The sequence below is a fragment of the Kitasatospora sp. NPDC038210 genome (genome assembly GCF_055600605.1).
On record NZ_JBVJYK010000006.1, the window covers coordinates 376,560 to 401,552 of the forward strand.

Here is a 24,993-nt window from a genome sequence, read left to right on the forward strand (position 1 = left end):
TCGCGCCGCACGGCCCGCCCGCGAACCCGGAGCAGAGCAGCATTGAGCAGCCGCGAATCTGACAACGCCCACCCGACGCCTCGGCGCACGGGTCCGGACGCCTACCCGTCGGGCACCCCGCCCTACGGCACGCCGGGGCCCTCCGGCGGCGACCGGGCCGCGGCCGGCACCGGCCAGGGCACCGCGGACGGCGGCGAGGACGACGGTCCGAAGACCGAGACCACCCTGACCACCCGGGTCCGGATCAACATCCCCGGCTCGCGTCCGATCCCGCCGGTCGTCGTCCGCAGCACCGTCAAGAACGAGGACGGCCCCGCCGAGGAGACCCCGGCCGCCGACCAGGGCGGCGCGCGCCACCGCTCCGCACCGGCCTCGCCCGTCCTCGGCGTGATGGACGGCGGCAGCGGCACGGCCACCCCGCCGAACCTGCCGCCGGAGTGGGAGATCCCGCCGATCCCGCCGGCGACCTCCGAGTCCGAGTCCACCGGCGCGTGGTTCCGGCCGCGCCAGAAGAAGGCGTCGGCCGCCGAGCCCGCCCCGGCCGCCGTGCCGGCCGGTGCCCCGAGCGCGCCGGAGGCCCCGTCCGGTGCCGCCGAGGCCCGACCGCAGGGTGCCCGCCCGGCCGGCGGCGCTGCCGCCCGTGCCAACGGCGCCCCGAAGGGCCGTCCGGTACCCGCCCAGGGCAAGGCGTCGAACCCGGGCGCCCCCGCCGCGCCGTTCCGCGCCGAGGCCCCGGCCGAGGAGCCCGGCGTCTACGAGGCCGCCGACCCCTTCGCGCCCGCGGCCGACCCCTTCGGCCCGACCCCCGGCCCCGACGCCGGCACCCGGGGCCCGCGCGGCGGCCGCCCCCAGCAGAACCGTCCCCAGCAGCAGAACGGGGCGCGCCAGAACGGCGCCCGGCAGAACGGCCCCCGCCAGGGCGGCCCGCAGCAGGGCGGCCCGCAGGACGTCTTCCGGCCGAACGGCCACCCGGCCGGCCCGCAGGGCGCGCCGGCCGCCGAGCCGAGCCCGGAGGACACCTCGGTCGACGGCTTCCGGCCGATCCGCGAGAACACCCCGCCGCCCGCCGGGATATCCGGCCCGCCCCGCAACGGCGCCCCGCACGGTGCCGACGGCCGTACCCAGCCGGGCCTGTTCGCCTCGGCGCCGACCGGCGCCGACCCGTTCGCCACCCAGCGCCCGGCCGCCCCCGGCCAGGACGGCCCCGCCGCCCCGGCGGCACCCGGCGGGCTCTTCCCGGGCGCGCCCGGCGCGGGCCCGCAGCCCGGCCGCCCCCGGCAGGCCGACCCCGAGGTCACCGAGGTCACCCCGCTGCCCACCCCGGGGGCCGGCGCCGGCCCCCGGCCCCCGGCCGCCCAGGGCGCGAAGGGTGCTCCCTCGCCCGCCCCGGCCCCGGCTCCGGCCCCCGCCAAGGCCCAGTCCGCGCCCGCCAAGACCAAGCGCGGCGGCGGCAAGAAGCTGGTCAAGCTGGGCGTCTACGGCATCGGCGGTGTGCTGTTCCTCGGCGCCGCCGCGTACGGCACCGGCCTGATGCTCAACCAGTCCGACGTCCCCAAGGGCACCGTGGTGCTCGGCACCGACATCGGCGGCAACAGCCGCGACCAGGCGATCCACTCGCTGGACGCCTCGGTCGGCAAGGCCGGTCAGCAGCCGCTCAAGCTGAAGATCGGCGACCAGACCCTCGACCTCGACCCGGCGGTCGCCGGCCTGAGCTTCGACACCACCGCCACGGTGGACGGCCTGGCCCAGCACAGCTACAACCCGGTCGACGTCATCAAGTCGATCCAGGGCGGCAGCAAGGCCGTCGCGCCGGACGTCAAGGTCGACCGGGCCAAGCTCAAGGCCGCCCTCGACTCGCTGACGGCCGGTTCGGGCCAGGGCCTGCAGGAGGGCTACGTCAAGTTCGGCGAGCCCAACGGCGAGCCGATCGTCGTCCCCGGCCGGGCCGGCCAGGCGGTGGACTCGGCGAGCGCCCTGGACGTGGTCGAGCAGGCCTACCGCGACCGCGCCGCCGGGAAGCCCGACCAGCCGATCGCCCTGGCCGTCACCGCCGCCCAGCCCAAGGTCTCCGCCCAGGCCCTGCAGGCCGCCGCCGACGGCCTCGGCAAGCAGGTGGCCGCCGGCAAGGTGCACGTCGTGGCCGGTACCAAGACCTGGGACTTCGGTGGCAAGACCGCCGCCAAGGCGCTCACGCTCGTCCCGGACGCCTCCGGCAAGATCGTGCCCAAGTGGGACCTCGACGCGCTCTCCGCCCAGCTGGGCAACGTGTTCGACAAGGTGAAGATCAAGAAGAACGGCCAGACCGTCGCGATCACCCCGCAGGACGTCGCGGACGGCATCGCCTCGGTCTTCGACAAGACCGGCGACAAGGACCGCACCTTCAAGTTCACCGTCTGACGTTCCGCCGTCCGTCGGGGGGCGGGGCCGCACCGGCCCCGCCCCTCGACAACCCCGCCTCCCGCTCAGCAAGATGTGACGCCACACCTTCCGTTTCCGTCACACGCACCCCGGGAGCACGCCGATGAGCCGCCGCCTCCAGCACCACGGGACGGCACTGCTCGCCGGCCTCACCGCACTCACCCTCTCGCTCGCACTCTGCTCCTGCGGGTCCGGCCAGGGCGGCGACGGGGGCGACGCCCTGCCGTCCGCCGCCGGGACGCCCAAGCTCACCTCGGTCGACATCAACCCCCACGAGCGCGGCCAACTGCGCCAGGGCGGCACGCTGAACCTGGCGATCACCCAGTTCTCCCGCCAGTGGTCGCCGATCCACGGCGACGGCAGCGAGTCCTCGACCATCGCCGTCACCAAGCCGCTGCTGCCGACCTTCTTCCGCTCGGACGCCGCCGGCGCCCAGACCGTCAACCCGGCCTACCTGCAGGAGGCCCACGCCGAGTTCAAGGACGGTCGGCAGGTCGTCACCTGGACGCTCAACCCGAAGGCCCACTGGTCCGACGGCACCCCGATCACCTGGCGCGACATCGAGGCCAACTGGCGCGCCCTGAACGGCAAGGACCCCGCCTACAAGCCGTCCAGCAGCACCGGGTTCGAGCTGGTCTCCTCGGTCGAGCGCGGCAAGGACGACTTCCAGGCCGTGATGACCTTCGACCGGCCGTTCTCGGAGTGGCAGTCGATGTTCAACGGCGCCGGCAACGCCCCGCTGCTGCCGGCCAGTCGGATCTCCACCCCGGACCTGTTCAACACCGCCTACCTGGACGCGATCCCGGTCACCGCGGGCCCGTTCAAGGTCGAGCAGCTCGACCGCACCGCGCAGACCGTCACCCTGGTCGCCGACCCCAACTGGTGGGGCGACAAGCCGATGCTGGACCGGATCGTCTTCCACGCGATACTCCCCGACGCGATGGCCGACGCCTTCGCCAAGGGCCGGATCGACCTCCTCAACAACGGCCCGGACGTGGCCGGTTACCAGGCCATCCGGAACACCAAGGGCGCCGTCGTGCGCCGGGCCGGCGGCCCGGACTTCCGCCAGATCACCCTGAACGCCCGCACCCCCGCGCTGAGCGACGCGACCGTGCGCCAGGCCGTGTTCCAGGCGATCAACCGGGACGCCGTCATCCGCGGCGACCTCAACGGCCTGGACTGGCCCGCCGTCGCGCTCAACAACCACCTGCTGGTCGCCAACCAGAACGGCTACCGCGACAACTCGCTCGGCCTGGCCCGCTACGACCCGGTCGAGGCCGCCCGCAAGCTGGACGCGGCCGGCTGGAAGCTCGACGGCGACGTGCGCAAGAAGGACGGCCACGAGCTGAACCTGCGGATGGTCATCCCGGCCGGCGTCACCCAGGCCCAGAACGAGGCCGCGAACACCACCAAGATGCTGAAGGACGTCGGCATCAAGGTCAGCACGGTGACCGCCGCCGCCAACGAGTTCTTCGACAAGTACATCAACCGCAACGACTTCGACATCACCGCCTACTCGCTGCTCGGCACGCCCTTCCCGGCCAGCGGCAGCCGCGCCAACTTCGTCCAGAACGGCGGCACCAACCACGTCGGAGCGGGCAGCGCCGCCGTCGACTCCGCGCTCGACCGGGCCGCCGCGGCGACCGACGCGGCCACCACCTCCGAGGCCATCAACCAGGCCGACGGCGAGCTCTGGAAGGTGGCCGGCGTCCTGCCGCTCTACCAGCGCCCGCAGCTGTACGGCGCCCGCGCCGACCTCGCCAACATCGGCGCGCAGGGCCTGTCCGACATCGTCTGGGAGAACGTCGGCTTCCTGAAGTAGCCCGGAGCGGCCCGGCGGCGGGCTCAGCCGTGCAGCGTCTCGCGCCAGTAGTGGCAGGCGCTGTGGCGGCCCACCAGCTCCTCCCCGTGCTCGCCCACCACCGGGTGCAGCGGCGGGAGTTCGCTCCGGCAGCGGTCCTGTGCCCGGTCACAGCGGGGGTTGAAGGCGCAACCCTCCGGGATCCGCAGCAGGTTGGGCGGCAGGCCCTTGATGGCGTGCAGGTCCTGGCCCTTCTGGTCGAGCCGCGGGATGGAGTCCAGCAGGCCCCGGGTGTACGGGTGGGCCGGGCGCGCGTACAGCTCGTGCACCGGGGCCGTCTCGACGATCCGGCCCGCGTACATCACGGCGATCTTGTCCGCGACGTCGGCGACCACGCCCAGGTCGTGGGTGATCAGGATCAGGCCCATGTTGAACTCGCTCTGCAGCTCGGCCAGCAGGTCCATCACCTGGGCCTGGACGGTCACGTCCAGCGCCGTGGTGGGCTCGTCCGCGATGATCAGGTCCGGCTCCAGGGCCAGCGCCATCGCGATCATGATCCGCTGGCGCATGCCGCCCGAGAACTGGTGCGGGAAGTCGCCGACGCGCTGCCGGGCGGCCGGGATGCGCACCCGCTCCATCAGCTCGACGGCCTTCTCCCGGGCCTCCTTGCGGGTGACGCCGTGGTGCACCCGGAACATCTCGCCCAGCTGGTAGCCCACGCTGAGCACCGGGTTGAGGGCGGACAGCGCGTCCTGGAAGATCATCGCGATCCGCCGGCCCCGGACGGCCCGCCGGGCGTTGGCGCTCATGGTCAGCAGGTCCTCGCCCCGGAACAGCACCCGCCCCGCGGTGATCCGCCCGGGGGGCATGTCCAGGATTCCCATGACCGCCTGCGCCGTCACCGACTTGCCCGAACCGGACTCCCCCAGCACCGCCAGCGTCTCGCCAGCCGACACCGCGTAGCTCACCCCGTTGACGGCCTTGGCGACGCCGTCCCGGGTGTGGAACTCCACGTGCAGATCCTCGACCTCCAGCAACGGGGTCCCGGGTGCCAGACCCTCCCGGCCGCCGCCGATCACCTCCACCGCGTCCATCTGGGCAGACCTCCTCAGCGCAGCAGCGACCACCGACAGGTGCAGAGCAACTATCAAGGAACGGCGGACACTTGGCGAGTCTGCGGCAGATCTCTTTTCCATCACGGGGCGGACGGCGAAGGGCGCGCCCCCGAACCGAGGACGCGCCCTTGGAGGAGGATTCTCAGTCGGTCCCCCGCCCGTTCCCGGGCTCCGCGCCGCCCTGCCCGGCCGTGCCCTGATCGCCCTCGGGCTCGGTCGGGCCCTGCCCGGCCGCACCCTCCGCCGGACCCCGCTCGCCCTCGCGCTCCGCAGCACTCTGCCCGATCTCGCGCTCCGCCGTGCTCTGCCCGGCCGCGCCCCGCCCGATCTCGCGCTCCGCAGCACTCTGCCCGATCTCGCGCTCCGCAGCACTCTGCCCGATCTCGCGCTCCGCAGCGAAGTGACAAGCCGAGTCGTGGAACGCCGCCCCGTCCAGCCAGGACGGCGAGGCGAGCAGCGGCACCTCGACCTCGCACCGCTGCTGGGCCTTCCAGCAGCGGGTGCGGAACCGGCAGCCGGAGGGCGGGTTGGCCGGCGAGGGCACGTCCCCGGTGAGCACGATCCGGTCCCGGGACTCGCGCGCCGTCGGGTCCGGCACCGGCACCGCGGAGAGCAGCGCCTGGGTGTACGGGTGGGTCGCGTGGTCGTAGATCTCCGCGTCGCTGCCGATCTCGACCAGCCTCCCGAGGTACATCACGCCGACGCGGTCGGAGATGTGCCGGACGATGGAGAGGTCGTGCGCGATGAACATGTACGAGAGGTTGAACTCGCCCTGCAGCTGCTCCAGCAGGTTGATCACCTGCGCCTGCACCGACACGTCCAGCGCCGACACCGGCTCGTCGCAGATGATGACCTCCGGCTTGAGCGCCAGCCCCCGGGCGATGCCGATGCGCTGGCGCTGACCGCCGGAGAACTGGTGCGGGTACCGGTTGATGTACTCCGGGTTCAGACCCACGACGTCCAGCAGGTCCTGGACGGCCTTGCGGCGGTCGCCCCTGGGCGCCACCTCGGGGTGGATCTCGAACGGCTCGCCGATGATGTCGCCGACCGTCATGCGCGGGTTGAGCGAGGTGTACGGGTCCTGGAACACCATCTGGATGTTCCGGCGGACGGCCTTCAGCGCGCCCCCGGAGAGCCGGGAGATCTCCTCCCCCTTGTACCGGACCGAGCCCCCGGTGGCCGGCTCCAGGTTCATCAGCACCTTGGCCAGCGTGGACTTCCCGCAGCCGGACTCGCCGACGATGCCGAGCGTCTCGCCCTGCATCAGGTCGAAGCTGACCCCGTCGACCGCCTTCACCGCACCGACCTGCTTCTTGAACAGGACGCCCTGGGTCAGCGGGAAGTGCTTGACCAGGTCCCGGACTTCGAGGATCGGCTCGCCGCGCGGCACCTCCTGCGCGAAGACGACCTCCTCCGGCATCGCCGCGCCCAGTGCGCTGGCCCCGTTAGCGGTCATGGAGGGTCTCCTTCCAGAAGAAGCAGGCACTGCCGCGCCCCTCTGTCGGCGTCCCGTCGTCCTCGGTCACCGGGAACAGCTCCGGCACCTCGGCCCGGCAGATGTCCTGGGCGCGCGGGCAGCGCGGGTTGAAGGCGCATCCCTTGGGAATCCGCAGCAGGTTGGGCGGCAGGCCCTTGATCGCGTAGAGCTCCTGCCCCTTCTGGTCCAGCCGCGGGATGGAGTCCAGCAGGCCCCGGGTGTACGGGTGGGCCGGGCGCGCGTACAGCTCGTGCACCGGGGCCGTCTCGACGATCCGGCCCGCGTACATCACCGCGATCTTGTCCGCGACGTCGGCGACCACGCCCAGGTCGTGGGTGATCAGGATCAGCCCCATGTGGAACTCGGCCTGCAGCTCCGCCAGCAGGTCCATCACCTGGGCCTGGACGGTCACGTCCAGCGCCGTGGTGGGCTCGTCCGCGATGATCAGGTCCGGCTCCAGGGCCAGCGCCATCGCGATCATGATCCGCTGGCGCATGCCGCCCGAGAACTGGTGCGGGTAGTCGTTCACCCGGTCCTTGGCCGCCGGGATGCGCACCCGGTCCATCAGCTCGACGGCCTTCGCCTTGGCCTCCGCCCGGGAGGCCCCCCGGTGGGCGCGGAACATCTCACCGAGCTGGAAGCCCACCGAGAGGACCGGGTTGAGGGAGGACAGCGCGTCCTGGAAGATCATCGCGATCCGCCCGCCGCGGATCCTCCGCCGCTCGTCCTTGCTCATCGTGAGCATGTCCTGGCCCCGGAAGCGGATCTCGCCGCGCGGGATCCGGGCCGGTGGCATGTCCAGGATGCCCATGATCGCCTGCGCCGTCACCGACTTGCCCGAACCGGACTCGCCCAGCACCGCCAGCGTCTCGCCCGCCGCGACCGAGTAGTTGACTCCGTTCACGGCCCTGGCGACGCCGTCCCGGGTGACGAACTCGACGTGCAGGTCCCGGACGTCGAGCAGCGGCCCCTCGTACGGTGCTTCCCGCCCGGCCTCGGTGGTGTCCACCGCTGTGTTCACGATGTGCTCCCTCGCTCAGCGAAGCTTCGGGTCGAGGGCGTCGCGCACCGCGTCGCCCATCATGATGAAGGCCAGGACGGTGATGGACAGTGCCGCCGCCGGGAAGAACATCACGTAGGGCGCGGTCCGGATCACCTTCTGGGCGGAGGAGATGTCGATGCCCCAGGAGATGGTCGGCTCCTGCAGGCCGATGCCCAGGAAGCTCAGCGTCGCCTCCGTCGCGATGTAGCCGCCGAGCGCGATGGTCGCCACCACGATCACCGGGGCGACGGCGTTCGGCAGGATGTGCCGGACCATCAGCCGCCCGGTCCCGGCGCCGAGCGCCCGGCCCGCCACCACGTAGTCCGACTGTTTGACGGTCAGCACCGCACCGCGCATCACGCGCGCGATCTGGGTCCAGCCGAGGACGACCAGCGCGAAGACCACGGCCCACACCGTGCGGCTGTGGAAGCCGTTCAGCAGCACCAGGGCGCCGAGCAGCAGCGGGATGCCGAAGAAGATGTCGATGATCCGGGAGATGACCGCGTCGATCGCGCCGCCGAAGTACCCGGCGACCATTCCGGTCAGTCCACCGAGCAGGGTGACCCCGGCGGTCACGACGATGCCGACGGTGATCGAGGCCCGGGCGCCGTAGACCACCCGGGCGTAGATGGACCGGCCCTGGGCGTCGTAGCCGAACCAGCCGGCGCCGAAGAAGTCCGTCCAGTCCGGCCGCTTGAGGTAGTCGTGCACCAGGTCGGCCTTGCGCGGGTTGGCGTCGGTGAAGGCCCAGGGGAAGATCGCCATGAGCACCAGCAGCACGATCAGCAGCACCGAGATCAGGAAGATCGGCCGCCGCCGCAGGTCCCGCCAGGCGTCGCCCCAGAGGCTGCGGGCCTCTTCCCGCTTCTCCACGTCGGGTTCGATCAGGGTCTCCTGCTCGACCGCCATGCCCTGCTCCCCGGCGTAGTCGAGGTGCGACACACCCGGCTTCGGGTGCGGCTCGTACGAGCCCTCGTCGTGGATGTCAGGCATAGCGGATCCTCGGGTCCAGGACCGCGTAGAGCAGGTCGACGAGCAGGCTGGCGACCAGGTAGATGATCACCAGAACGGTCACGATGCCGACCACGGTCGGGCCTTCCTTCTGGTTGATCGCGCGGTACAGGACGTTGCCGATGCCCTGCACGTTGAAGATGCCCTCGGTGACGATCGCCCCGCCCATCAGGGCGCCGAGGTCGGTGCCGAGGAAGGTGACCACCGGGATCAGCGAGTTGCGCAGCAGGTGGCGGGAGATGATGGTCCGCCGGGGAAGCCCCTTGGCGGTCGCGGTGCGGATGTAGTCGGCCCGCAGGTTCTCGCCGATGGACGTCCGGGTGAGCCGGGCGACGAACGCGAGCGACAGCGAGCCCAGGACGACCGCGGGCAGGATCAGCTGGGTGAGGTCGTAGCTGTCCTGCACGGTCGGCGTGACCCAGCCCAGGTTGGTGGCGAACACGGTCTGCGCGATGTACGCGAGCACGAAGACCGGGATCGAGATCACCACCAGGGTCAGGATCAGCACCAGGGTGTCCGCGATGCTGCCGCGCTTCAGGCCGGAGATGACACCGAGGGCGAGTCCCACGACGATCTCGTAGACGAAGGCCAGCAGCGCCAGCCGGATGGTGACCGGGAAGGCGTCCGCCATGATGTCGGAGACCGGGCGGCCGGTGAAACTCGTCCCGAAGTCCCCCTGGAACAGGTTCCCCATGTAGTGCAGGTACTGCTTCCAGAGCGGCTGGTCGAGGTAGTACGTGTGCTTGATGCTGGCGACCACGGCCGGGTCGGCGGCCTTCTCGCCGAACAGCGCCACCACCGGGTCGCCCGGCAGCGTGTACACCATCACGAAGATCAGGAACGTGGTGCCGAAGAACACCGGGATCATCTGCAGGACCCGCCGCAACACGTAACTGCCCATCCGGGCCTCCTTCCTAAGTGCCCGACCGGCGGGGCCGGTCGACCGGGAGGCCGCGCCCCGCCCTCCGTGCGGGGAGGGCGGGGCCGGCGCGAGGGGATCAGGGCCCGGGGATCAGCCCTTGACCTCGATCTGGGTCCAGGCCGGGTTGCCGAACGAGTCGAACGTCACGTTCTGCACGTTGGTCGAGTAGCCCGAGTTGGTGCGGTAGTACCAGAGCGGGATGGCCGGCATCCCGCTCTGCAGCACGGCCTCGGCCTGCTGGTAGCCGGTCGTCGAGTCGCTGACGGTCGGGGCCTCGTCCGCCTGGGTCGACAACTGGTCGAACTGCGGGTTGCTGTACCCGGTGTCGTTGGACGCGGCGCCGGTGCGGTACACGTCGGCCAGGAAGTTGGCGTTCAGCGGGTAGTCCTGCACCCAGCCGGTGCGGAAGGCGCCGTTGAGCTGGTGCGCGGTGATCGCCGCGCGCGCGGTCTTGAAGTCCGGCTTCGGGTCGCCGAGGCAGTCGACGCCGGTGTTCTGCCGGATCGAGTTGCAGACCGCGTCGACCCACTCCTTGTGGCCGCCGTCCGCGTTGTAGGTGATCAGCACCTTGTTGCCGGGGACGCCGCCGCCCTGCTGGATGAGCTGCTTGGCCTTGGCGGGGTCGAAGTTGCAGAAGTCCCCGCAGGTGCCGGCCTTGTAGCCCTCGACGCCCTCGGCCACCCAGGCGCTCGCGGGAGCCCGGGAGCCCTGCAGCACCGTCTTGGTGATGGTCGCGCGGTCGATCGCCATCGACAGGCCCTGGCGCACCTGGGCCTTCTCCGGTGCGGCCCAGTCGGCCTGGTAGAGCGTGAAGCCGATGTTCTGGATGGCGCCCTGCGGGGCATCGATCGCCCGGTCGCCGAGGTCGCTCTTGTACGTCGCCAGCGCCGACGGCGGCACCTGGTCGATCACGTCCAGGTTGTTGGACTGCAGGTCGGCGTAGGCGGCCTCGGACGTGGTGTACATCTTGAAGACGATGCCGCCGTTCTTCGGCTTGTCGACGCCCTGGTAGTCCGGGAAGGACTTGGTGACCACCTGGCTGTTGTGCGCCCAACTGACGAACTGGTACGGGCCGTTGCCCACCGGCTTCTGGCCGTACCCGGTCGGGTCGCTGAAGAAGCCGTCCGGCAGCGGCGAGAAGGCGATGTAGCCGAGCTTGTACTCGAAGTACGACACCTTGTGGTTCAGCTTGATGGTGAAGTGCTGGTCGTCGGTGACGGTCAGGCCGGACATCTTGTCCGTGGTCGGGTTCCCGGTGGCCGGGTGGACGTCCTGGTAGCCGTCGATGTCCGAGAACCAGGAGCTGTTGATCTGGTTGTTGGCGGGGCTGGCCGCCCAGTTCCACGCGTTGACGAAGTTCTTCGCCAGCACCGGGGTGCCGTCGTGGAACTTCCAGCCGCTCTTCAGCGTGACGGTGAAGGTCTGCGAGTCGCTCGTGTCGATCGCGCTCGCTACCTGCATCCGGAGCTGGGCGTTGGTCGGGTTGTAGTCGACCAGCCCCTTGAAGAGGTTCTGGATGATGCGACCGCCGCCGACCTCGTTCGCGTTGGCGGGCTGCAGCGGGTTCTGCGGCTCGTTGCTCTGGTAGCTGAAGGTCTTGCTGGTGTCCGACGAGCTGCTGCCCCCTCCGCCGCTGCTGCTGCACCCGGTGGCCACCAGGGCCACGGACGTCGCAACGGCGAGGACCCAACGAGCACGGGCGGCTACGGGCATGGAGGTCCCTCCTCAAGGTGTGTGTCGCATCACACCCCATGAGAAGCGCGCCCCGGCGACGGCGCGAGTCGGGTGCACCCGGACGGGTGCCGTGCCCCCCTGCCGAGTTGACGTGGCGCCGGATCGGCGAACTGCGTTCGACGTCTTTCGACGCGGCGACTGCTCGACGCGGCGGCCTTCGACGCGGCGCCGTTCGACGCGGCGCCGGAGCGACCGAACGACGGAAGGGCCCGTGGCGGGAAGCCACGGGCCCTTCCGGGGAGTGCGGGGATCAGGCCGCGGCCTGCTCCCGGACCTCGGGGAAGTGGCAGGCCGAGTCGTGCGCGGCCGGGCCCTCCAGCACCGAGGGGACCGCGAGCAGCGGCACCTCCTCGGCGCAGCGGTCCTCCGCCTTCCAGCAGCGGGTGCGGAAGCGGCAGCCGGAGGGCGGGTTGGCCGGCGAGGGGATGTCACCGCTGAGGATGATCCGATCGCGGGACTCGCGCGCCGCCGGGTCCGGCACCGGCACCGCGGAGAGCAGCGCCTGGGTGTACGGGTGGGTGGCGTTCTCGTAGATCTGCTCGTCGGTGCCGATCTCGACCATCTTGCCCAGGTACATCACGCCGACGCGGTCGGAGATGTGCCGGACGATGGAGAGGTCGTGCGCGATGAACATGTACGACAGGCCGAACTCGCCCTGCAGCTGCTCCAGCAGGTTGATCACCTGCGCCTGGACGGACACGTCCAGGGCGGAGACCGGCTCGTCGCAGATGATGATCTCGGGCTTGAGCGCGAGGCCGCGGGCGATGCCGATGCGCTGGCGCTGACCGCCGGAGAACTGGTGCGGGTACCGGTTGATGTACTCCGGGTTCAGACCCACGACGTCCAGCAGGTCCTGGACGGCCTTGCGGCGGTCGCCCTTCGGCGCCACCTCCGGGTGGATCTCGAACGGCTCACCGATGATGTCGCCGACCGTCATGCGCGGGTTCAGCGAGGTGTACGGGTCCTGGAACACCATCTGGATGTTCCGGCGGACGGCCTTGAGCGCCGATCCGGACAGCCGGGAGATGTCCTCGCCCTTGAACAGGACCTGGCCGGAGGTGGCCTGCTCCAGGTTCATCAGCACCTTGGCCAGCGTGGACTTGCCACAGCCGGACTCGCCGACGATGCCGAGCGTCTCACCCTTCTTCAGCTCGAAGGAGATGCCGTCGACGGCCTTGACGGCGCCGACCTGCTTCTTGAACAGGATGCCCTGGGTCAGCGGGTAGTGCTTGACCAGGTCCTTGACCTCCAGGATGTTCTCAGCCATGGAGGGTCTCCTTCCAGAGGTGGCACGCGCTGCGGCGGCCGGTGAGCTCCTTGCCGTCCTTGTCGGTCACGTGGTGCAGCGCCGGGATCTCGGTGCGGCACAGGTCGGTGGCGACGTCGCAACGGGGGTTGAACGCGCAGCCGGCCGGGACCTTCAGCAGGTTCGGGGGGAGGCCCTTGATCGCGTAGAGCTCCTGGCCCTTCTGGTCCAGGCGCGGGATGGAGCGGAGCAGGCCCTTGGTGTACGGGTGCGCGGGATTCGCGTACAGCTCGTGCACCGGGGCGGTCTCCACGATCCGGCCCGCGTACATCACGGCGATCTTGTCCGCGACGTCGGCGACCACGCCGAGGTCGTGGGTGATCAGGATCAGGCCCATGTTGTACTCGGCCTGCAGCTCGGCGAGCAGATCCATCACCTGGGCCTGGACGGTGACGTCCAGGGCGGTGGTGGGCTCGTCGGCGATGATCAGGTCGGGCTGCAGGGAGAGCGCCATCGCGATCATGATGCGCTGACGCATACCGCCGGAGAACTGGTGCGGGTAGTCGTTCACCCGCTGCTTGGCAGCCGGGATGCGCACCCGGTCCATCAGCTCGATGGCCTTCTCCTTCGCCTCCTTCTTGGAGGCGCCTTGGTGCACCCGGTACATCTCGCCGAGCTGGTAGCCGACGCTGAGCACGGGGTTGAGGGCGGAGAGCGCGTCCTGGAAGATCATCGCGATCTTCTGGCCGCGGATCTTCCGGCGCTCCTCGTTGCTCATCGTGAGCATGTCCCGGCCGCGGAACAGGATCTCGCCCTGGGTCACCTTGCCCGGGGGCATGTCCAGGATGCCCATGATGGTCTGCGCCGTCACGGACTTGCCGGAGCCGGACTCACCGAGCACGGCGAGCGTCTCGCCCGCCGCGACGGAGTAGTTGACGCCGTTCACGGCCTTGGCGATCCCGTCCCGGGTGTGGAACTCCACGTGGAGGTCCTTGACCTCCAGGAGCGGGGTTCCGACTTCGAGACGGTCGTTCTTCTGGTTGTTCTCGATCACGGTGGTCATCGGGTCGTCACCTCTTCTCTCAGCGGAGCTTCGGGTCGAGGGCGTCGCGCACCGCGTCGCCGAGCATGATGAACGCGAGCACCGTGATGCTCAGCATTCCGGCGGGGAAGAACAGCGCGAACGGCGCCGTCCGGATCACCTTCTGGGCGGAGGAGATGTCGATGCCCCAGGAGATGGTCGGGTCCTGCAGACCGATGCCGAGGAAGCTCAGCGTCGCCTCGGTGGCGATGTAGCCGCCGAGCGCGATGGTGGCGACGACGATCACCGGGGCGATCGCGTTCGGCAGGATGTGCTTGAACAGGATCCGGGTGGTGCCGGCGCCGAGCGCCTTGGCCGCGGTCACGAAGTCGGCCTGCTTGACCGTGATGACCGAACCGCGCATGACACGGGTCATCTGGGTCCAGCCCAGGACGATCAGCGCGAAGACCACGCTCCAGATGGTGCGCTCGGTGAAGGCGTTCAGGATCACCAGCGAGCCGAGCAGCAGCGGGATGCCGAAGAAGATGTCGGTGATCCGGGAGATGAGCGTGTCGACCCAGCCGCCGAAGTAACCGGCGAGCATGCCGGTGATGCCGCCGAGGATGGTCACACCGAGGGTGACGCAGATGCCGACCACGACCGAGGCGCGGGCACCGTAGATGACGCGGGCGTAGATGCTGCGGCCCTGGAGGTCGTAGCCGAACCAGTCGGCCTGGAACAGGTGGCCGTAGTTCGGCTTCGTCAGGTAGTGGTTGCGCAGGTCGCCGGCGCGCGGGTCCACGGAGGTGAACAGGCCCGGCGCGATCGCGATGACGATCAGCAGCAGGATGAGCAGCGCGGAGATCACGAAGATCGGCTTGCGGCGCAGGTCGTGCCAGGCGTCCGAGCCGAGGCTGCGGGCCTTCTCCTGCTTCGGTGCCGGGGCGTCCGCGGTGCGCTGGGCCGGGATGTCCCCGGAGGTCTTCTTCTCAGTCAGATCAGGCATACCGGATCCTCGGGTCCAGGACCGCGTAAAGCAGGTCGACGATCAGGCCGGCGGCCAGGTACACGAGCACGAGGAAGGCCACGAAACCGGAGACGGTCGCGCCATCCTTCGCGTTGATCGCTTGGTACAGCGCGTGGCCGACACCCTGGACGTTGAAGATGCCCTCGGTGACGATCGCGCCGGCCATCAGGTTGCCGAGGTCGGTGCCGAGGAAGGTGACCACCGGGATCATCGAGTTGCGCAGCAGGTGGGTGCCGATCACCTTGCGTCGCGGCAGGCCCTTGGCCACCGCGGTGCGGACGTAGTCGGCCTTGATGTTCTCGGCTATGGAGGTACGGGTGAGGCGCGCGACGTAGGCCAGCGACAGCGAGCCGAGCACGACGGCCGGCAGCACCAGCTGGGTGATGTCGTTGCTGTCCTGGACGGTCGGGGTGACCCACTTGAGGTTCTGCCCGAAGACCGTCTGGACGACGAAGCCGAGCACCGGGACCGGGATCGCGATCAGCAGCAGGGTGAGGACCAGGGTGCCCTTGTCGAACAGCTTGCCGCGGCGCAGGCCGGAGAACAGGCCGATGGCGATACCGACCACGATCTCGATGACGAACGCGAACAGCGCCAGCCGGACCGTGACCGGCAGTGCCTCAGTGATCTTGTCGAGCACCGGACGTCCGTCCGTGACCCCGGTGCCGAAGTCGCCGGTGAGCAGGCCCCCCATGTAGGAGAGGTACTGCTGGACCAGCGGCTCGTCGAGGTGCTGCTGGTGCCTCAGCGCGGCGAGCTGCACCGGGTCCGGCGCCTTGTCGCCCCACAGCGCTGCCAGCGGGTCACCGGGCAGCGCGTGCACCATGAAAAAGATGAGTGCGGTCGTTCCGAGGAACACCGGGATCATCTGGAGCAGTCGCCTTGCGACAAAGCGCCCCATCGTGCCTCCATGTATGACTCTGCCGGGCCCGTCAACCCGGCCAGAGATAAGTCGGCGTGCCAACGGCCGGTGCCAGTCCTCGCCCTTGTGGGGATGGGACGGGCACCGGCCGTTGTCACCGGGTCAGGCGGTGCCGACCGATTACTACTTCTTGACCTCGACGTCGGTGTAGACCGGGTCGCCGAAGGAGTTGAACTTCACGTTCTGGACCTTCTTGGAGTAACCCGAGTTGGTCTTGTAGTACCAGAGCGGGATCGCCGGCATGTCCTTGGCCAGAACGGCCTCGGCCTGCTGGTACAGGTCCGCGGTCTTCTCGACCGAGGTGGCGGCGTCGGCCTCGTGCGACAGCTTGTCGAACTCGGCGCTCGAGTAGCCGGCGTCGTTGGCCGCGGCACCGGTGCCGTAGACGTCGCGCAGGAAGTTGGCGTTCAGCGGGTAGTCCTGCACCCAGCCGGTACGCATCATGCTCGGGACGGCCTTCTTCGTGATGATGTCACGAGAGGTCTTGAAGTCGGGCTTCGGGTCACCGAGGCACTCGACACCGGTCGCCTGGCGGATCGAGTTGCAGACCGCGTCCACCCACTCCTTGTGGCCACCGTCGGAGTTGTAGATGATGCCGATCTTGTTGCCCGGGACGCCGCCGCCCTCGGTGATCAGCTGCTTGGCCTTCTCCGGGTTGTACTTGCAGGCGTCACCACAGGTGCCGGCCTTGTAGCCCATGACGCCCGGCGCCACGAACGAGTCGGCGGGCTGACGGCTGTTGTTCAGCACGGTCTTGGTGATGGTGTCGCGGTCGATCGCCATCGAGAGACCCTGGCGGACCTTGGCCTTGGCCGGGTCGGTCCACTCCGCGTTGTACAGCGCGAACGAGATGTTCTGGATGGCACCCTGCGCCTGGTCGACGGCGCGCTTGCCCAGGTCGTCCTTGTACTTCGGCAGGTCGGTCGAGTCGACCTGGTCCAGGACGTCCAGCGTGTCGGACATCAGGTCCTTGTACGCGGCCTCGGGCGAGGTGTAGGCGCGGAAGACGATTCCGCCGTTCTTCGCCTTGTTGGTGCCCGCGTACTTGTCGTAGGCCTTCAGGGTGATGGCCTTGTTGTGCTCCCACGACTCGAACTTGTAGGGGCCGTTGCCGATCGGCTTCTGGCCGTAGCCGGCCGGGTCCGAGAAGAACCCGTCGGGCAGCGGGAAGAAGGCCGAGTAGCCGAGCTTGTACGTGAAGTACGAGACGGGGCTGGTCAGTTCGATGGTGAAGTGGGTGTCGTCGATGACCTTGAGACCGGACATCTCCTTGGCCGTCGGGTCACCCTTGTCCTTGTCCGGGTGGACCGCGTCGTAGCCGACGATGTCCGAGAACCAGTCCGAGTTGATCTGGTTGTTCGCCGGAGCGGCCGACCAGTTCCACGAGTTGACGAAGGACTTGGCGGTGACCGGGGTGCCGTCGTGGAAGGTCCAGCCGGACTTCAGCGTGACGGTGTAGGTCTTGGCGTCGGTGGTCTCGATCTTGTCGGCCACCTGGTTGCGCAGCGCACCGGTCGCGGGGTCGTAGTCGACGAGGCCCGTGAACAGCTGCTTGACGATACGGCCGCCCTGGTTCTCCATGGCGTTGGCCGGCTGCAGCGGGCGCTGAGGCTCGCCGCTCTGGTAGCTGAACATGCCCGCGGGGTTGACCGCGGCACCGTCCGAGCTGCCCCCGCTGGAGGAGTCGCTGCTGCTGCTACAAGCAGTCGCGGCAAGGGCGACCGCAACAGCTGCGACAACCCACTTGGCCTGGCTCCCACCACGCATCGGTGTGCCTCCTGAATTCGACGATTGCAACGAGGAGGGCACCACGGAACGGTTGTCACCGGGCCCGCAATGCCGTCCGCGCTCGTGGTTTCGGCGCGCACCCCTGCGCGTTCACCCTTGACCCGAGCCTGACTGGCTCCACTATCCGTCACGCACGGACACGAAAGTGACCAGTGACGATCTCAATTAGGTCACATGAACAGTCGGTAAGTTTCGAAAACCGGACATTTGAGACATAGCCAGACAGGTACCAAACGGACAGTCGTCATGCATGACGAACCGTCGCGTCCGCTCAGCGGACACCCGGGTGTGATGAGCGTTATTCGGTTAATACCGGCCCCGACAACTTGGAGTAGTTGAAAAAGTTCGCCCCCCTCTCCATTGGAAAGGGGGGCGAAACATTCCGGCCAATGGCCGTCAGTGCGTCCTGATCACGCCTTCTTGGCGCGCGAGGCAGTGCGTCCGCGGTCCTTCTGGTCCAGGACGACCTTACGGATGCGAACCGTCTCCGGGGTCACCTCGATGCACTCGTCCTCGCGGCAGAACTCCAGCGACTGCTCCAGCGAGAGCTTGCGCGGCGGGACGATCGACTCGGCCACGTCGGCGGTCGAGGACCGCATGTTGGTGAGCTTCTTCTCCTTGGTGATGTTCACGTCCATGTCGTCGGAGCGCGAGTTCTCACCGACGATCATGCCCTCGTACACCTCGGTGCCCGGCTCGCAGAAGAGCACGCCGCGCTCCTGCAGGTTGGTCATCGCGAAGGCGGTCACCACGCCGGCCCGGTCGGCGACCAGGGAGCCGTTGTTGCGGGTGGTCAGGGTGCCGAACCACGGCTCGTGGCCCTCGTGGATCGAGTGGGCGATGCCGGTGCCGCGGGTGTTGGTCAGGAACTCCGTGCGGAAGCCGATCAGGCCGCGGGACGGCACGACGAACTCCATCCGGACCCAGCCCGAGCCGTGGTTGGACATGTTGTCCATCCGGCCCTTGCGGATGCCCATGAGCTGCGTGACGGCGCCCATGTGCTCCTCCGGCACGTCCACGGTGAGGCGCTCGACCGGCTCGTGGGTCTTGCCGTTGACCTCCTTGGTGACCACCTGCGGCTTGCCGACGGTCAGCTCGAAGCCCTCGCGGCGCATGGTCTCGATGAGGATGGCCAGCGCCAGCTCACCACGGCCCTGCACCTCCCAGGCGTCCGGACGCTCGGTGTCCAGGACGCGCAGCGAGACGTTACCGATCAGCTCGCGGTCCAGGCGGTCCTTCACCTGGCGGGCGGTGACCTTGCGGTCCACCTTGGCGCCGGACTTGGCGTCCGCGCCCTTGCCGCTGCCGCCACGGCCGACCAGCGGCGAGGTGTTGGTGCCGATGGTCATCGAGATGGCCGGCTCGTCCACCGTGATCAGCGGCAGCGCGATCGGGTTCTCCGGGTCGGCCAGGGTCTCGCCGATCATGATGTCGGAGATGCCGGCGACGGCGCAGATGTCACCGGGGCCCGCCACCTCGGCCGGCTTGCGGGTGAGTGCCTCGGTCATAAGCAGCTCGGAGATGCGGACGTTCGAGATGGTGCCGTCGCGCTTGATCCAGGCCACGGTCTGGCCCTTGCGCAGCTCGCCCTGCTCGACGCGCAGCAGCGCGATGCGGCCGAGGAAGTTGTCGGCATCCAGGTTGGTGACGTGGGCCTGCAGCGGCGCGTCCGCGTCGTAGCTCGGCGCCGGGACGTGCTCCAGCAGGGTGGAGAAGAACGGCTCCAGGCTGGTGCTGTCCGCCGGGACGGTGCCGTTCTCCGGCTTGGTCAGCGAGGCGACGCCGTCACGGGCACAGGCGTAGACGATCGGGAACTCGATCTGGTCCTCGTCCGCGTCCAGGTCCAGGAACAGGTCGTAGGTCTCGTTGATGACCTCGTCGATCCGGGAGTCCGGGCGGTCGGTCTTGTTGATGCAGAGGATGACGGGCAGCCGCGCCGTGAGCGCCTTGCGCAGCACGAAGCGGGTCTGCGGCAGCGGACCCTCGGAGGCGTCGACCAGCAGGACGACCGCGTCCACCATCGACAGACCGCGCTCGACCTCGCCACCGAAGTCGGCGTGGCCCGGGGTGTCGATGATGTTGATGGTGATCGGCGCGCCACCGTCCTTGGGGTGGTACTTGACCGCGGTGTTCTTCGCGAGAATGGTGATGCCCTTCTCGCGCTCCAGGTCGTTCGAGTCCATCATGCGGTCGTCGAGCTGCTGGTGGGCGGCGAAGGCGCCGGCCTGCTTCAGCATGGCGTCGACCAGCGTGGTCTTGCCGTGGTCGACGTGGGCGACGATGGCGACGTTACGGATGTCGTTGCGCGTGGGCATGCCTTGCGGATTCTCCCGGAATCGTGGGTTGCGGCGCCCGGCTGCGTGACGCGCACTTGCGATCCCTGTCGATCGCCGCCGCCCGTTCCGCCTGCTACTACCGGTCCACCCGCCGGGCATATGGACATGCCTCGGCTTCCTCCTATCGTACGGGGAAGGGCCCAGGTGGGCGGAAACGAGCAGGTCGGGCGGGATCAAGATCACAGGTGGGTCACGTGCTCTTCACCCCGCGGCCGCACTCCGACGGTCTGCCGTTCGTGATCCAGCGACCCAGTGCCCCGTTGCCCCGGACGCGCTGCGCCGGGTCGAGGCGCCGGTGCTGATCCTGAACGGGGAGACGGACCCGGCCTTCCGCTCCGGCGAACGCGCCTTCACCGCCGCGCTGTGCCGCTTCGCCCGGGAGCTGGGCCCGTCCCGAGGGGCCCTGTCCTCAGGGGCCCCGTCCTCAGGAGCCCCGTCCTCAGGGGCCCCGTCCTCAGGAGCCCCGTCCTCAGGAGCCCGTCCACCCCACGTCCTGGAAGCGCGGCCAGCCGTAGCCGAACGCCCCGGCGCCCGCCACGCCCTCCCGGACTCCGACCAGCTCCGGCCGCTGGAACAGCGGCACCGAGTGCCCGAGCTGCCAGATCCGTACGTCCGCCTCCTGCAGTAGGTCCAGCCGGGCCGCCGGGTCCGGTTCGGCGGACGCCCGGTCGAACAGCCGGTCGATCTCCTCGGTGCCGCTGCGGCCGTAGTTGCTCCCGGCGTCGAGTGCGCCGTCGGGGCCGGGCCGGGGCTTGGCGTAGGCGGGGCGCTGCTCGCTCGCCGGGCTGGGCCCGGCCGGCCAGGAGAAGAGCGCGAGGTCGTAGTCCCCGACGGCCAGGTGGTCCGGGACGAAGGTCTCGGCGGGCGCCGTCACCGGCTTCAGGGCGATCCCGTACTCCGCGAGGTCGGCGGTGAGCGCGTCGGCGGTGCGCCTGGCGGTCGCCGAGCCGGCCTGGACGAGCAGGGTGAGGGCGAGCTGCTTCCCGTCCTTGGTGCGGGTGCCCCGGCCGGCGGGCCGCTTCCAGCCCGCCGCGTCCAGCGCCCGGGCCGGGTCCTGCGGGCCGGTCGCGGCGCTGTTGTCCCGGTAGCCCTCCTGGTCCCCGGCGAGCAGGTGGTTGCCGAGCGGAGCGGCGGGCAGGCCGAGCGGGGTGAGCGCGGCGTCGGCGATCCGCCGCCGGTCGACGGCCCCGGCGAGGGCGCGCCGCACGGCCGGGTCGGTGAGCGGACCGCGGGCGGCGTTGACGGTGAGCTGGGTCAGCGAGGCCGCGGCCGCCCGGTGCACGGTGACGCCGTGCAGCGACTCGGCCCGCCGCAGCGCCGACGCCGCCGCCTCGGGTGCCGCGGCGGGCGGTGCCGCCGCCGGGGCGGACGCGGCGGGGCTCGGCACCGCCCGGTCCACCGCCGCGGTGAGCGTGGCGATGTCCAGCCGGTCCTGGTCGAGCGCGTCCAGCCGCTGCTCGGGCGGCACGGCGAGGAAGTCGATCCGGTCGGTCTTGGGCACGTCGCCCCACCAGAGCGGGTTGCGCGTCAGGGTGACCCGCCCGCCCCCGGCGTCGTACCGGGAGAGGGTGTACGGCCCGGCGCTCGGGTGGCCGCCGTCGGTCAGCGCCCGGTCGAAGGCGGCCGGGGTGCCGGTCTCGGCCGCCGGGTAGAGCGGCCCGAACAGCGAGCGCCACTCGGCGTACGGCCGCCGGAAGGTGACCCGCACCTCGTGCGGGTCCTCGCCCCGGGCGACCGAGTCGATGGCCTCGTACCCGGCCGGGTGCGCGCCCCGGTAGGACGGGTCCAGCCCGGAGAGGGCGGCCCGCTGGGCGGCGAGGTCGGCGGCCGAGAGCGGCGTGCCGTCGCTCCAGACGGCGTGCGGGTTGAGCCGGTAGGTGACCACCTGCGGCAGCTGCCCCGGCGGGGTGGACTCCGCGCCCGCCAGGTAGTCCGGGTCGGGCACCAGCCGGCCGTGCTCGTCGGGGCGGAACAGCGAGGGGTACAGCGCGTGGGCGAGCAGCGCCGAGTCGGCGGTCGCCGCGCCCTGGTAGACGTTCAGCGTGGTCGGGACGCCGTCCACCGCCCAGCGCAGCGTGCCGCCGCCCCGGACGTCGGTGCGGTCGGCGGCCCGGACGTCACCGGTGGTCGCGGTGGGATCGGCCGAGACCGGGGCGGGGGCCGGGGTACGGGCGGGGTCGGGGTCGTCGGAGCAGCCGCCGAGACCGGCGGCGAGCAGCAGCGCGGCGGCTGCGGCGGTGAGCTGGCGGACGCGCATGGCGGCCATCGAACGCCGCCCGCGCGGCTCGGCCCGCGCCGACACGGCGGACCGGGTGCGACTGCACCCTTACGGCCGAACCCTTGCGGCCCGACCCGTACGGCCGGGCCGTCCCCGGTGGAGTTCCCGGTCCGGCTAGAGCGCCAGCTCGAACCAGACGATCTTGCCCTTCGGCGTGCGCCGGCTGCCCCAGCGCTCGGCCAGCAGACTGACCAGTTGCAGGCCGCGCCCGCCCTCGTCGGTCTCCTGGGCGCGCCGCTGCCGGGGCTGGGCGTAGCCGTCGTCCCAGACCTCGCAGACCAGGCCGCGCTCGCGCAGCAGCCGCAGCCGGATCTCGCCGCGCCCGTGCTTGAGCGCGTTGGTGACCAGCTCGCTGACCAGCAGCTCGGTGGTGTCGACCAGCTCCTCCAGCCCCCGCGTCAGCAGCCAGCTGCAGGCCAGCTCGCGGGCCTTGGCGACGGAGGTGGGCTCGGGCGGCAGGAACCAGTTGCCGACGGCGTCCTCGGGGAACGCGTGCACCTTGGCCATCAGCAGGGCGATGTCGTCCTCGCCGTGGTGCGGGTTGAGCTCGCCGAGCACGTGGTCGCAGAGGTCCTCCAGGCCCTTGCCCTCGACGGAGAGCGCCGAGCGGAAGGCCCGCAGGCCCTCGTCCAGCTGGTGCTTGCGGCTCTCCACCAGGCCGTCGGTGTAGAGGCCGAGCACGGCGCCGTCCGGGAGGACGATCTCGACCTCCTCGAAGGGCTCGCCGCCGACCCCGAGCGGCAGGCCGGGCGGTACGTCGAGCATCCGGGCGCTCTCGCCGGGGCTGAGCAGCACCGGCGGCAGGTGGCCGGCGTTGGCGAAGATGCAGCGGCGGGTGACGGCGTCGTAGACGGCGTAGACGCAGGTCGCCAGGTAGACCTCGCGCGCCTCCTCGTCGGCCGTCGAGGTGAGCCGGCCGTACGGGGTGGGCGGGCCGGCCGGCACGGAGTCGTCGCCGAGGCCGCGGGCGATCTCGTCCAGGGCGGTGAGCACCTCGGCGGGGTCGAGGTCGAGCATGGCCAGGGTGCGGACGGCGGTGCGCAGCTGCCCCATGGCGACGGCGGCGCGCAGGCCGCGGCCCATCACGTCGCCGATGACCAGCGCGGTGCGGTTGCCGGGCAGCGGGATGACGTCGAACCAGTCGCCGCCGACCTCGGTGTTGTTGTTGCTGGGCAGGTAGCGGCAGGCGATCTCCAGGCCGCTGGCGGCCGGGTTGCCGGGGGGCAGCAGGCTGCGCTGGAGGATCAGCGCGCGCTCGTGCTCGCGGCGGTAGAGCCGGGCGTTGTCGATGCAGACGGCGGCGCGGGCGACGAGTTCCTCGGCGATCGCGACGTCGCGGGCGTCGAAGGGCTCGCTGCCGATCGCGCGGGAGAGCTGGACGAGGCCGAGCACCTGGTCGCGGGCGACCAGCGGGACGATCAGCGTGGAGCGCAGGAGCGGGTCTGGCCCGGGGTCGGGGACGACGCTGCGGCCGGTGCGCAGCGCCCGGGCGTGCGGGGAGCGGCGCGGGTAACAGAGGGTGCCGCCGGCCTCGGCGATGGGCAGGCCGGTGACCGAGCCGAGCACCGAGGAGGCGCCGCCGACCACGCTGGAGACGGCGACCCGGCGCAGTTCGCCGCTGCCGTCGGTGAGCACGGTGTCGCCGAGCCGGCCGGCGCTGGGAACGGTCTCGCCGGAGAGCAGCGCGGTGTAGAGGTCGACGGTGGCGAGGTCGCAGAACGGCGGGACGACGACGTCCAGCAGCTCCTTGGCGGTGGTCTCCAGGTCGAGCGTGGAGCCGATGTGGGCGCTGGCCTCGTTGAGCAGGGCGAGGTTGCGGCGCACGCCGTCGGCCTCGCGCTCGGCGACGTGCCGGCTGGTGACGTCGGAGACCTGCCCGGCCACGCCCATCGGCTGCCCGGCGGCGCCGTTGAGGCGGTACAGCGAGACGGCCCAGAGCCGGTTGCCGTCGCGGGTCGGGACGGCCCCGTGGAAGCGCAGGTCGAAGACGGGCTCGCCGGTGGCGAGGACCTTGCGCAGGGCGGCGGTGAGCCGGTCGGCCTCGGACGGCGGGAAGAGGTCGTGCGGGGTGAGGCCTTCGAGGTCGGTGGGGACCAGGCCCATGCCGGAGGCGAAGGCGTCGTTGACCCGCTGCAGGCGCAGCCGGTCGTCGAACAGCACGAAGCCGGTGGGGGTCTGCCCGAAGACGGCCTCGGAGGCCGCGAGGTCGGTCTCGATCCGGCGCAGCCGTCCGAGGTCGACGGCCAGGCAGGTGGCGCCCGCGGTGGGCAGGGCGCTGTCGGGCATCAGGTACAGCTCGGCCAGGCCCTCGCCGCCGCCGGCCTCCCGGTACGGGGTGGTGCCGACCCACTCCTCGCCGGCCAGGGTTCGCTCCAGCCGGGCGCGGCCGCGCTGCCAGAGCTCGCGGGGGACGAACGTGGTGATCGGGTCGGCGCCGACGGCGTCGGCGGCCGGGACGCCGAAGAACTCGGCGGCGCGCTCGCTCCACTGGCTGATCCGCCCGTCCGGGCCGATCGCGAAGGTCGCGACCCGGATGTAGTCGTAGATCGTGCCCGGGTCGCCGGCGCCCCACGGCCGCGCCTCGGCGACGGGGTGGGCGCCGCGGCTCGCGGTGTCGCCGTCCGGCCGGGTCGCCGGTACGGGCAGGTGCGACGTACCGGCCTGCCCGGGTACAGCGGCATGACCGCTGCTGATCGGCGCGCTCCGCGCCGGAGTGCTGTTCAACGGACCGACCCCTCCAACCCGCGACCGTCCGGATGTCGAGAAGACCGAGTATTCATCATCAAGGGGTGCGTTCACACGCCCTCAACATCACAACATCAGATCGGGCGAAGGTTTTTGTCCTACCGCCCGCG

General features: G+C 70.7%; 16 protein-coding genes. 2 read left to right on the top strand and 14 right to left on the bottom strand.

The window, feature by feature from the left end; genetic code table 11:
* The first annotated feature begins 42 nt into the window (after nt 1–42).
* Both ACZ7KX_RS15760 and ACZ7KX_RS15765 read left to right on the top strand, forming a co-directional pair.
* The gene (locus ACZ7KX_RS15760) at nt 43–2,397 is read left to right on the top strand and encodes a hypothetical protein (protein WP_470326901.1); all 2,355 of its coding nucleotides are present in this window, start codon (nt 43–45) and stop codon (nt 2,395–2,397) included.
* A 124-nt stretch (nt 2,398–2,521) separates the two neighbouring features.
* Nucleotides 2,522–4,240 carry an ABC transporter family substrate-binding protein gene (locus ACZ7KX_RS15765; protein ID WP_470326902.1) on the top strand — a complete coding sequence of 573 codons (1,719 nt, stop codon included), beginning with the start codon at nt 2,522–2,524 and terminating at the stop codon, nt 4,238–4,240.
* Between the two features lie 23 nt (nt 4,241–4,263).
* On the opposite strand, the gene ACZ7KX_RS15770 is transcribed toward ACZ7KX_RS15765, so the two are convergent.
* The 14 genes from ACZ7KX_RS15770 to ACZ7KX_RS15835 all read right to left on the bottom strand — a co-directional run bounded on the left by ACZ7KX_RS15770 (nt 4,264) and on the right by ACZ7KX_RS15835 (nt 24,862).
* Nucleotides 4,264–5,313, bottom strand: a complete 1,050-nt coding sequence (locus ACZ7KX_RS15770; protein ID WP_402800664.1) for an ABC transporter ATP-binding protein — start codon at nt 5,311–5,313, stop codon at nt 4,264–4,266.
* 163 nt (nt 5,314–5,476) lie between these two features.
* Entirely contained in the window at nt 5,477–6,754 is a 1,278-nt protein-coding gene (locus tag ACZ7KX_RS15775) for an ABC transporter ATP-binding protein (protein WP_470326976.1), read from the bottom strand.
* Between the two features lie 25 nt (nt 6,755–6,779).
* Nucleotides 6,780–7,832 (bottom strand): ABC transporter ATP-binding protein, encoded by a 1,053-nt coding sequence (locus ACZ7KX_RS15780; RefSeq protein ID WP_470326903.1) that lies wholly within the window; start codon nt 7,830–7,832, stop codon nt 6,780–6,782.
* A gap of 15 nt (nt 7,833–7,847) precedes the next feature.
* Nucleotides 7,848–8,762 carry an ABC transporter permease gene (locus ACZ7KX_RS15785; RefSeq protein ID WP_350522253.1) on the bottom strand — a complete coding sequence of 305 codons (915 nt, stop codon included), beginning with the start codon at nt 8,760–8,762 and terminating at the stop codon, nt 7,848–7,850.
* A gap of 76 nt (nt 8,763–8,838) precedes the next feature.
* Nucleotides 8,839–9,765, bottom strand: coding sequence for an ABC transporter permease (locus ACZ7KX_RS15790; RefSeq protein WP_396544603.1), 927 nt, complete (start codon nt 9,763–9,765; stop codon nt 8,839–8,841).
* Between the two features lie 111 nt (nt 9,766–9,876).
* Nucleotides 9,877–11,499, bottom strand: coding sequence for a peptide ABC transporter substrate-binding protein (locus ACZ7KX_RS15795; RefSeq protein WP_470326904.1), 1,623 nt, complete (start codon nt 11,497–11,499; stop codon nt 9,877–9,879).
* 271 nt (nt 11,500–11,770) lie between these two features.
* Entirely contained in the window at nt 11,771–12,787 is a 1,017-nt protein-coding gene (locus ACZ7KX_RS15800) for an ABC transporter ATP-binding protein (protein WP_470326905.1), read from the bottom strand.
* Nucleotides 12,780–13,829, bottom strand: a complete 1,050-nt coding sequence (locus ACZ7KX_RS15805; RefSeq protein ID WP_470326906.1) for an ABC transporter ATP-binding protein — start codon at nt 13,827–13,829, stop codon at nt 12,780–12,782. Before ACZ7KX_RS15805 ends, ACZ7KX_RS15800 begins: the two co-directional genes overlap by 8 nt.
* A 19-nt stretch (nt 13,830–13,848) precedes the next feature.
* Nucleotides 13,849–14,793, bottom strand: coding sequence for an ABC transporter permease (locus ACZ7KX_RS15810; RefSeq protein ID WP_470326907.1), 945 nt, complete (start codon nt 14,791–14,793; stop codon nt 13,849–13,851).
* Nucleotides 14,786–15,715 (bottom strand): ABC transporter permease, encoded by a 930-nt coding sequence (locus tag ACZ7KX_RS15815; protein ID WP_470326908.1) that lies wholly within the window; start codon nt 15,713–15,715, stop codon nt 14,786–14,788. Before ACZ7KX_RS15815 ends, ACZ7KX_RS15810 begins: the two co-directional genes overlap by 8 nt.
* Nucleotides 15,716–15,859: 144 nt before the next feature.
* The gene (locus tag ACZ7KX_RS15820) at nt 15,860–17,503 is read right to left on the bottom strand and encodes a peptide ABC transporter substrate-binding protein (RefSeq protein WP_470326909.1); all 1,644 of its coding nucleotides are present in this window, start codon (nt 17,501–17,503) and stop codon (nt 15,860–15,862) included.
* Nucleotides 17,504–17,934: 431 nt separating this feature from the next.
* The gene (gene typA / locus ACZ7KX_RS15825) at nt 17,935–19,839 is read right to left on the bottom strand and encodes a translational GTPase TypA (RefSeq protein WP_396544614.1); all 1,905 of its coding nucleotides are present in this window, start codon (nt 19,837–19,839) and stop codon (nt 17,935–17,937) included.
* 490 nt (nt 19,840–20,329) lie between these two features.
* A complete protein-coding gene (locus ACZ7KX_RS15830) occupies nt 20,330–22,117 on the bottom strand; it encodes an ABC transporter family substrate-binding protein (RefSeq protein ID WP_470326910.1) in 1,788 nt (595 codons plus the stop codon).
* Between the two features lie 135 nt (nt 22,118–22,252).
* On the bottom strand, nt 22,253–24,862 hold the full coding sequence (locus ACZ7KX_RS15835; RefSeq protein ID WP_470326911.1) for a SpoIIE family protein phosphatase: 2,610 nt from the start codon (nt 24,860–24,862) through the stop codon (nt 22,253–22,255).
* Nucleotides 24,863–24,993 lie beyond the last annotated feature (131 nt).